At 57.2% G+C, this 9,306-nt stretch carries 7 protein-coding genes and 3 pseudogenes; 5 read left to right on the top strand and 5 right to left on the bottom strand.

Annotated features, from left to right (window positions below):
• Nucleotides 1–131: 131 nt before the first annotated feature.
• Nucleotides 132–485, bottom strand: a pseudogene (locus EOC06_RS15650) (tyrosine-type recombinase/integrase); the annotation flags it as partial.
• 450 nt (nucleotides 486–935) lie between these two features.
• On the opposite strand from EOC06_RS15650, the gene repA reads away from it, so the two are divergent.
• The 3 genes and pseudogenes from repA to repC all read left to right on the top strand — a co-directional run bounded on the left by repA (nucleotide 936) and on the right by repC (nucleotide 4,767).
• Nucleotides 936–2,150: a plasmid partitioning protein RepA gene (gene repA / locus EOC06_RS15645; RefSeq protein WP_095489707.1), complete on the top strand. Its 1,215-nt coding sequence runs from the start codon at nucleotides 936–938 to the stop codon at nucleotides 2,148–2,150.
• Nucleotides 2,147–3,178, top strand: a complete 1,032-nt coding sequence (repB, locus tag EOC06_RS15640) for a plasmid partitioning protein RepB (protein ID WP_095489706.1) — start codon at nucleotides 2,147–2,149, stop codon at nucleotides 3,176–3,178. The genes repA and repB overlap by 4 nt, the downstream gene beginning before the upstream one ends.
• 277 nt (nucleotides 3,179–3,455) lie before the next feature.
• A pseudogene (repC, locus tag EOC06_RS15635) lies at nucleotides 3,456–4,767 on the top strand (plasmid replication protein RepC).
• A gap of 78 nt (nucleotides 4,768–4,845) precedes the next feature.
• Here repC and EOC06_RS15630 read toward each other — a convergent pair.
• The 4 genes and pseudogenes from EOC06_RS15630 to EOC06_RS15615 form a co-directional block, all read right to left on the bottom strand.
• Nucleotides 4,846–5,055 carry a hypothetical protein gene (locus EOC06_RS15630; RefSeq protein WP_095489705.1) on the bottom strand — a complete coding sequence of 70 codons (210 nt, stop codon included), beginning with the start codon at nucleotides 5,053–5,055 and terminating at the stop codon, nucleotides 4,846–4,848.
• 439 nt (nucleotides 5,056–5,494) lie between these two features.
• Nucleotides 5,495–5,575, bottom strand: a pseudogene (locus tag EOC06_RS15625) (AbrB/MazE/SpoVT family DNA-binding domain-containing protein); the annotation flags it as partial.
• A 713-nt stretch (nucleotides 5,576–6,288) separates the two neighbouring features.
• Nucleotides 6,289–6,882, bottom strand: coding sequence for a conjugal transfer protein VirC2 (locus EOC06_RS15620; protein ID WP_095489703.1), 594 nt, complete (start codon nucleotides 6,880–6,882; stop codon nucleotides 6,289–6,291).
• A gap of 1 nt (nucleotide 6,883) precedes the next feature.
• The gene (locus tag EOC06_RS15615) at nucleotides 6,884–7,579 is read right to left on the bottom strand and encodes a conjugal transfer ATPase VirC1 (protein ID WP_095489702.1); all 696 of its coding nucleotides are present in this window, start codon (nucleotides 7,577–7,579) and stop codon (nucleotides 6,884–6,886) included.
• 246 nt (nucleotides 7,580–7,825) lie between these two features.
• Here EOC06_RS15615 and virD1 point away from each other — a divergent pair, with 246 nt between their 5' ends.
• On the top strand, nucleotides 7,826–8,284 hold the full coding sequence (gene virD1, locus EOC06_RS15610; protein ID WP_095489734.1) for a T-DNA border endonuclease subunit VirD1: 459 nt from the start codon (nucleotides 7,826–7,828) through the stop codon (nucleotides 8,282–8,284).
• 34 nt (nucleotides 8,285–8,318) lie between these two features.
• Nucleotides 8,319–9,306: relaxase/mobilization nuclease domain-containing protein (locus EOC06_RS15605; protein ID WP_128308194.1), on the top strand; the 988-nt coding region annotated here is incomplete at its 3' end.

Genomic DNA, 9,306 nt, shown 5'->3' with positions numbered 1-9,306 from the left:
TGGTCGGAGAATTTTTTGGCTCCGTTCGCCTTCCGACTGGTCGCCGCGCGCGCCGGCGGCAAGCGCGGCTGCCTCCAATTGTCTTGGAGCTGACGCGCCGCAACATGCGATGTGTCAGATCGATCTGCGACTCAGATGATTACCCGCGCCGCCCGCCCAAGCGTGCGTTCGGCATCGTTGTAGTAGTTCGAGGCCTGTTGCACCGAGCGATGCTGCGACTGCTGCATGGCTTCCGGCAGCGGAATGCCGCGACGGGCGGTTTCGGTGAGATAGCCGGAGCGCAGGCCGTGGGCGGAGAATATTGCCGGATCGAGGCCGGCCTCGGCGATGCGGCGCTTCAGGATCAGGTTGACGGCCTGCGGCGTCAGGGCGCGTTTTTCGAGATTGCCCCAGCGATCGATGCCGCGGAACACGGCGCCCTCGCTGATCCCGGCGCGTTCGAGCCAGCCTTTCAGGGCCAGAACAGGCCGGCCGACGAGCAGCACGAAGGCGTCGGTGTTGTCGCTTGGCAGTTAACTCTCAGAATGCAGTCGTTTCGACCAAGATTGGCATCTAATTTGAGAATATGGAAGTTCGGATTCTCAAATTAGATGCAATCGTATTGGCCGAAAGGCCGTGCATCCATTGAATTCCACAAGCCGTCCTCGAGAAATACCAGGCCGATAAGGTGTTGGCGTTGATTCTCACTTTAAATGCCAATGGCCGGGCTCGATTATCAAATTAAATGCACATTTTCAAGTTAGGTGTATAGCTAACACACTGGAATCGTTGACAAGCCATTCTCATTATTAACTGCAAGCGACAATTCGGCCAAAACGCGTTAACGATTCGTTAACCTTAAATCACTGGACGCCCGCAGAGGATCGGGCCTATCTGCTTGTCGGGCAAAAGCCGATAAGTCGCATGTAGACCGACAAAAGGGACTGGAAGTGTCAATGGCTGTACAAGCCACATGCCAAATGCAGAGCCAGGACCCGGCAGACAAGATCGTTCGGCACGCTGGCATGCTCTCCGAACACCTGCAGGCGAGGCGCCAGCAGATGTACCCGCCGGATGCACAGAAAAGCCTCAGGAACTTTATGGTTCACGAGGTTTCACGGCTGACCTCTATTCCGGAATCGACTCTCAAGTTGATGTCCAACGAAGGGAAAGGCCCGGTTCCTGCCCGCCTTGAAAACAATCATCGCGTCTATACGCTGGCGCAGATTAACGAACTTCGAGAACTGTTCGCGGCTCAACGGCCGGTTGAGGCGCTGAGATTTCTGCCGCATCGGCGAGGAGGCGAGCATCTGCAGATTCTGGCCGTAGCGAATTTCAAGGGCGGCAGCGCGAAGACGACGACGAGCGCGCACCTCGCGCACTATCTGGCGCTCCATGGCTATCGCGTTCTCGCCATTGATCTCGATCCTCAGGCATCGCTATCCGCGATGTTTGGCGCGCAGCCGGAAATGGATGTGCAGCAGAACGAGACCATCTATGCGGCCCTGCGGTACGACGATGAGCGTCGCCCAATCGCTGAGATTATTCGACCGACGTATTTCACGGGCATCGATCTGATCCCGGGGAATATCGAAGTCATGGAATATGAACATGAGACGCCGCGGTTCCTATCACAGCGTCGAACCGGCAGCGACAGCATCTTTTTCGAACGGTTGCGTCTCGCCTTGGCGGAGGTTGAGGACCGGTATGATATCGTCATCCTGGATACGCCCCCTTCCCTCGGCTTCCTGACACTTGGCGCCATTTACGCTGCGACGGGTCTTCTCGTCACCGTCCATCCGGCCATGCTCGATGTGATGTCGATGAGCCAATTCCTTCTGATGATGGGTGATCTGATTTCCGTCATCCGGGATGCTGGCGCAACGATGAAACAGGACTTTCTGCGGTACGTCGTGACAAGGCACGACCCTATGGACCAATCTCAAGTACATGTCGTCACAATGCTCCGACACCTGTTCACCGAGGATGTCCTCACGTCAACGGCAGTCGAAAGTGCGGCGATCGAAACGGCGGGCTTAGCCAAGCGCACTCTCTATGAGCTCGAATTTGGCAACATCTCGGCGGCGACGGCCAAGCGTGCGCGGGAGTCAATTGACGCAGTCAATGACCAAATTCTCGGCTTGATCAAGAAAAGCTGGGGGCGGACATGATTGCTAAGCGTTCTGGTCGCAAGTCAATTCTCGCGAATTTTGGAGCGTTCTCGCAGCCGAAAGCGGAAGCTTCGGATTCGTTCGTGCCCAAGGATCATTCCTCCCCGTCGGGGCAACCACTGGCCCGTGTTGGGGCGGGCGTGATCGGCGCCACACAACGATCGCTAGCAGAGTTACGAGAGGAGCGCGACAGCCTGCGCGCACTTGTCGACGCTGGTGGGGGTTCAGAACTCGATCCAAATTTGATCGATCCATCGCCATTCCCGGATAGGCTACCTGATGACAGCGACACGGAGTTTGAGGCACTCAAGAAGCTGATCCTGGATGAGGGTCAGAAGGTCCCGATCCAGGTGCGCCGGCATCCCATCTCGGAAGGCCGCTATCAGGTCGTCTACGGGCATCGCCGCTGGCGAGCGGCGCTAGAACTCGGTATCAAAGTAAGGGCTACGGTCCTGTCGTTGTCGGACAGTGAGCTCGTGGTAGCGCAGGGCATCGAGAATGCCGCGAGACAAGACCTTAGTTGGATTGAACGCGCGTTGTTCGCCTGGCGGATGGATGCGGCGGGCATTAAGGCGCGAGATATTCGCGCAGCCTTGTCAATCGATGATCCGGAATTGGCTCGTCTCAGGTCTGTTTGCCGGGCGCTTCCGGTGGACGTTATCGAGACCATCGGTCGCGCGCCGAGGGTCGGCCGTCCGCGGTGGGTCGCATTGGCGTCCGCCGTGAGCGAGGACCCATCCGCTCTAGCCCGAGTGCAGAGAACCTTGTCATCTGACAAGGGTTTGCTCCTGTCGTCAGATGAACGGTTCAAGCATGCTCTAGCTGCGGTGAGGAAGCCTCAGCCGCAGTCCCGCGACGAGAAGGAGATCAAGGGTCCGGCCGGAAGGGTTGTCGGAAAGGCGACATTCTCCAGCGGCGACATCAAGATCTCGATCGTGACCGAATACGCATCGGCCTTTAGCAATTTCGTCGAGGAGGAGCTGCCAATGCTGATGGAGAGGTTTTTCGTCCGGGAGGGCGAAGGATGATTTCAGTGCCGGGCAAAACCTTGTCAGCTGACAAGGGTAGGTGAAGCGCTGGGAGGGTGACGGTCTCGGCCGAAGCCAAAGGATAGCGCAACAAGACGTCGAGGTAGCATGCGGTAAAAAGAAAGGCCCCCGAAACAGCGTTCCGGAAGCCTCTCTCGTTCGTTTGGCAACAACGAGAATCTCACTTCCGCAGACCACAGTCAAGAGTCTCCGTGAGGAGATTAGGCGCCGTTTTGGTGATCACTTTCGCTTTGCCTACAAGCTGAAGGGCAGAACCATGATGGAACACATAGCGACGCCCTTTGGGCGGCGGACGATGACGCTTGGCCAAATTGCGAGCCAGGTGAGGGCAAGGGCGGCACCAAAGGACGCCGTCGTAAACAAGTGGCAGGCTTTTCAGCATATCCGAGAAGCCAGGGCTCTTCTGGGAGCCACGGACCGCGCGCTCGCGATCCTGAACGCGTTGCTGTCGTTCCACCAGGAGACAGTTCTCACGGGGGAGGGCAACGTCATTGTCTGGCCGTCCAACGAGCAACTAATGGCGCGCCAACGGCATGCCGCCGACGACGCTGCGCCGGCATTTGGCGGTGCTCGTCGATTGCGGGCTCATCATCCGTCGCGACAGCCCAAACGGTAAGCGGTTCGCCCGCAAGGGGCGGCGAGGCGAGATCGAGCAGGCTTATGGCTTCGATCTGTCGCCGATCGTCGCACGGGCCGCGGAGTTCAATGACCTGGCGGAAGCCGTCCAGGCCGAGAAGAGGGCATTCCGTGTCGCCAAAGAACGCCTGACGCTCCTGCGGCGCGATATAGTCAAGCTGATCGATACCGGCATCGAGGAAGGTGTGCCGGGCAATTGGGGCCGGGCGCTCCAGAACTATCAGGCCATTGTCGGCCGGCTGCCACGCTCTGCCCCGCGGCAGCTCGTCGAAAGCATCTGCGGAGAGCTCGAAGTGCTGTGGCACGACATCCGTGACGCGCTGGAATCATTTGCAAATTCACAGAATGCCGACGCCAATGAGTCCCGTTCCGGTCGCCACATACAGAATTCAAACCCAGACTCCATTTCTGAATCTGAAAACGGCTTGGAAGATAACGAAGAAGCGGGCGTCAACGCCGAGAAGACCGACAACCTGCGCAACCTGCCGAGACGTGATTTGCCGTTGGGGATCGTACTGGATGCCTGCCCGAACATGCAGGAGATCGCCCGAGGCCACGAAATTCGCCACTGGCGGGACTTTCTGGCCGCGGCCGAGCTTGTCCGGCCCATGTTGGGGATCAGCGGCAGCGCCTGGAGAGAGGCGCTGGCGGCCTTGGGCGAGCAACAGGCCGCGATCACGCTTGCTGCGATCTACCAGCGAGCTGATCAGATCAACAGCCCCGGCGGCTATTTGCGAAGCCTGACGGAGCGCGCCAGGCAGGGCAAGTTTTCGACCTGGCCGATGATCATGGCGCTCCTGCGGGCCAAACTGGATGCCGAAAAGGCATCTGCGGAAACGCTTAGCGGGCCGCCGGACGATGGCGATCGGAGGGAAGAGCGGTTCGAGGCCTCGGAAGCGCTTCTGCGGAGCCTGCGCGGGCCGGAATCATGACGCCGGACGGATCTGTGCGCCGGCATACTGGCCGCCGTTTCCGTTGGCGCAGCCAGTCGCGCGGGCCAAACCGGTGGCTCATTCATCGCTTGCGAGACCATCGAACGCATCAAGCAGCGCATCGACGATCGCTTGGCCGAGCGCCTGTGCTGTTTCACCGATTTCGGCGTCGTTTCTGTTGCGGACAGCGGTGGCGAGTTCCGAACCTTGATCCGTCAGGATTGCATTGGCCCGCTCGATCGCCCATTGAGCGAAATCCTCCCAGCTGTCGATAATCCTGGTTTCCATGGAGGCGCTCCCGCATTTACGATTTGTTTGGACAATCCGGGCTAGGGTCAGGGCGCGCGATGGGTACTGCGTTCGCGCCACAACATGCCTCGATTCTTGCAGCGTCAGCCTCACTGGGCAAGCCGTTCCGCCTCGCCCGGGGGGCGGTTCCTTGACGGATTAGCGCTCATTTTCTTCCCGACCGTGCTCAGTTCAATCTCCTGGACTTCGGTCGCCTGCTCATCCGTAAAGCGCTTGCATAACCGTTTTTCCTGTTCCTGTGGTCGACGGGAAGCGCGTTTTTGCCTGCCAGCGGCCATTTGCAGCGCCGGAGAGAGTTTTGAGACGGATTTGTAAGCGTGAATGGGACGGATAACTGATCGGAGGAAAGCCATTCACACCTGGCCCGCCATTGACTTTCGGCCATTCGTCGCGGGTGGGATTGAAATTTGACCTGTTGAGTGCCCGGAACGATCCCGAGAAGATCGCGGACCGGCTTTGGGATGGTCGCCTGTCCCTTGGCTGTGACTGTAGTGGTCATGTTCCCACCTCGGTAAAACCAGATTTGTCGCTTGGCACTTAAACGTAAGAATGCGGCAGTTTGTGCGGGCGGTGGCACTTAACTTAAGAATCTCAGCGCGTCGGTTCTCAAATAAGACGCAAAAGCGTGAACCACACACACCCCGACGCCGACACACTATGGCATTGAAATCGTAAGGAAGTTATCGGCCTCTTTCTAAGGCAAATCCCTTGATCTAGCACACAGAAATACAGAAAATATCCTGCCAGCTCGTTCTCGATTTAACGATTTAACTGCAAAAAATCGCGACGGAATCTCAATTTAAGTGCTCATTCTCAATTTTAGTGCACGGCTAAGTCACGGAAATCATTGACACGGGATTCTCATAATTAACTGCCAAGCGACACTTGGCACATTCACCTCATGCGCCGCACGAGGGAGCGGCGTGGCGCTTACACCTTTCCAGGCGCATTCGGCCATGACAGATATCCTCAAGACGTTCTGAATACGGCCTCTTTCATCCAACGGCGGCAGGCTGCGGATGAAGCTGGTGAGCAAGGCGAGGCTCTGATTGGCCATCGTGCCGGTGATGGCAAGCCCGAGCAATCAGCAGCGTCAATGTCATGCGGGCCGTCGCCGGCCACTCCGCTCTTTTGTCCTAAATGATGGCTTTTCGCTGAGCCAATTCAGGCACCGCCATTGCACCTACAGGGAGCCAGCCACGCACGTCCTCATCAGCGCTGTCGGTGGGTGGCTTTCTTTTCGTTGTCAAAGAAAATGCAAAGAGCAGAGCTAGCAATTATACGGCCGAAGGCCCGGGCACTTTTGAAACCTAGCGGATCAAAATGCGCGAGGGCAATATCAACCAGCCGTCGCGGCATCATGCGCGACGTCGCAACGATGGCTAGCGGCTCCTCAACCGAGTAGGCCGGCGCGATTTCGGCGAACGAGCCGTTGGACAGCATCAACTCGTAGTCGTCCAAAGCACGCTGCAATATCATCTGCAGGACCTTGGCAGGGCGAGACTCGGCACTCAACGCGTCGAAAGTCGCGGAGATGCCGCGGGCGGGAAGTGCTGCTGACAGAAACACCTGCACCTTCGGATCCGCGTCGTGGCGTTCATTCGAAAGGAGAACGGTCCTTCTCGCGGGCAAAGCTCGGGCGGGTACTATTCTATTGCCCGTCTGGCGACCGGTCGGCTCGATTGGTGCGATCGCTACTGGAGGATTTAAAGAGGCCAGCATACTCCCCTGAAACGACCTCCCCGATTGGCCCGCCGCAAGTCGGCGCGCCTCCTGCATCGAAACAGCCGGTTTGCGGATACCCATATCAAACACCCAACGCCTTCTCTACGAAAGCACCGATCGTGGCAAGCTCATCCAATGCGTGCCGGTTGTTACGCAACATTAGTCGCATTGCGGGCGTCTGGGACATATTCGCCACCGTCATGTGCAACATCCCCCGCTCCTTCATGGCCGCGAAGGCATCACGCTCATACATGGGCATATCAAGTACTGGCAGAAGCTCTAGCATGTCGTATGCGGCCTGTTGAGAGACCGTTAGTCTGCCAATAGGAACTCGCTGGCGAAGAATGGCGGTATGAGTTTGCAGAGCCTCTGCTAGTAGCAGCTCGATGATATATCGATAAGTCGCAAGCGCTTCATCGATGTCCAGGGGTGTCAGCATGGTTGGCACCAGCAGAAAGTCGGAGCTGGCGACAATAACATTGTTCAGTTCACTCAGGCCACCATGGGTGTCGGCCAGCGCATAATGGAAGCCAGCAGCTTCAGCCTGTTGATATGCGTCCTCCAGTAGAGGTAACTCATCGGCGACGAACACCTCACATTGATGATCCCAAGCCTCGTTGCGAAGAGCGTTTTCTTTCCACTTCGTAAGGGGGTGGTTTTCGTCAGCTTCGAACAATGCAACCCTCTTCTTCTTGGAGGCAAGCGAGGAGCACAACCCCATTAAGGCCGTGGTTTTACCCGCTCCACCTTTGAATGAGCAGCAAGTAATAAGTTTCATGCGTAGTTTTGCCTCCGCCTGGATGCTTTCGTGTAAGCTGCATTGATTTTGTTTATTAATCACCCACCAAAACCATAGAAAACAGGGTTCTGTCAACGTAATTTCATAGCGTAATAATTAGCGTCTCACAACTTCTGGTTACGTCTGTAACCTTTTGCTGATTCCATTTAGCATGGATACATCTATGATAATGTCGGTCAGTGTAAATTTGCAAAGAGACTCTTTCTACGAATGTGGATCAGAGAAATGACGGATGAGGACTTTCCGAACTTATTCAATGATGCTTCTCTTCGTAGAAGACGAAGCGCCGCGATAGTTGACCCGCTTGGCTATAAGATAGTCAGCGTCCGGTTGCGGTTGGCTGAATTTGAATGTTTCTCGGAACAATTGCAGGCGCTCGGGCTAACAAGCAATTTGGCCCTCCGCATCGCAGCGCGTCGGATAGCAGGCTTCTTGGAAATTGACGCGGACACTCGCCAAAACCTCCAAGAAATTACCAGCAGCATTGGCCAAATTGCCGATGCGCTCAACGACATGAACGGGATTGCAAGTCGCGATGGTAAGGTGGATATCGAGCGCTTCGAGACTCATAGGCAGCAGTTTGGCAAAGAATTCGCCGACCTCGATGCACTGCTTCGCACAATACTGAACATTTCCCGACGGCGGCAAGACGGCCGAAGACTATTGCAGGAGAGCGTACGGTGAGAGGATCTGGGAACGTCGCTGTCAGGTGGCCAAGATGCCCCCGCAAGCCATCATAAGAATTGTGCCTCGAGGCGGCGCTCGTACCGCAAGCCAAATTCGGAATCAGCTAAATTATCTGTCTCGCGAGGGCACCATTGACCTCTTGCGATCCTCACGTCATCAGGGCGTCGTGGTGCCATACGATAGCCTTCACGAGATGGCACGCAGTTGGGCCGAACAAACCGGCAACTATCAATCTGGCCAGCCAGAGGCAGAAAGCAACCAGGACCTGACCACGCACATCATCGTCAGCTTTCCGCGTGGCACCGATACCAATAACGCACACGCTGCCGGCCGGGCGTGGGTGGAGAACATATTCGGTTCTGGGCGCCAGGGCGGTACATTCGACTACATCACTGCCTTTCATGTCGACCGGCAACATCCACATTTGCATGTGGTGGTCAATCGCAGGGCGGTGGAAGGCCACTGGCTGAAAATCTCACGCCGCCATCCCCACCACAATTACAACCATATGCGTGCTGCGCTTGTTGATGCCGCGTATGACCACGGTATCGAATTGGATGCGACCTCGCGTGCTGAGCGCGGTATCATGGAACGACCGATTACCTATGCGGAGTTCCGACGCAGGGAGAGGGCTGGAGAAACCGTTGCGATTCGCCCGCACCCAGAGCCCGATGTTCACGTCACTCCCCGTGGATCACCCGGACCCGCAAACCTTGGCGACCGCGGCAGGGGGCTAAGGCCTGCCGGCGGTCCACATGGACAAAGTCACGGAGACGTCCCCGGACAAGCGTCCGGTAGCAACGTTGGACCGGCCACCCGCGACAATGCGGTCGATGAAATTCGTATGGGCGGCGATTTTGACTCGGGGAGGCGAAGCGACGCCGGTGGGCAGGGACAAGCTGCGGGGCACGGTACACAGGATGAGAGCGGTTTCGAGCAACAGCGCCAAGCCCGGCGGCGCCGGCGCCCGGAGACGGAAACTGAAGACGCCGGTTCCAATACACCCCAGCACCCACGGC

The sequence above is a fragment of the Mesorhizobium sp. M7A.F.Ca.MR.362.00.0.0 genome (assembly GCF_004023175.1).
Lineage (GTDB): Bacteria > Pseudomonadota > Alphaproteobacteria > Rhizobiales > Rhizobiaceae > Mesorhizobium.
The sequence above is the reverse complement of the archived record's forward strand: the minus strand, read 5'-3'. Positions and strand labels throughout refer to the sequence as shown.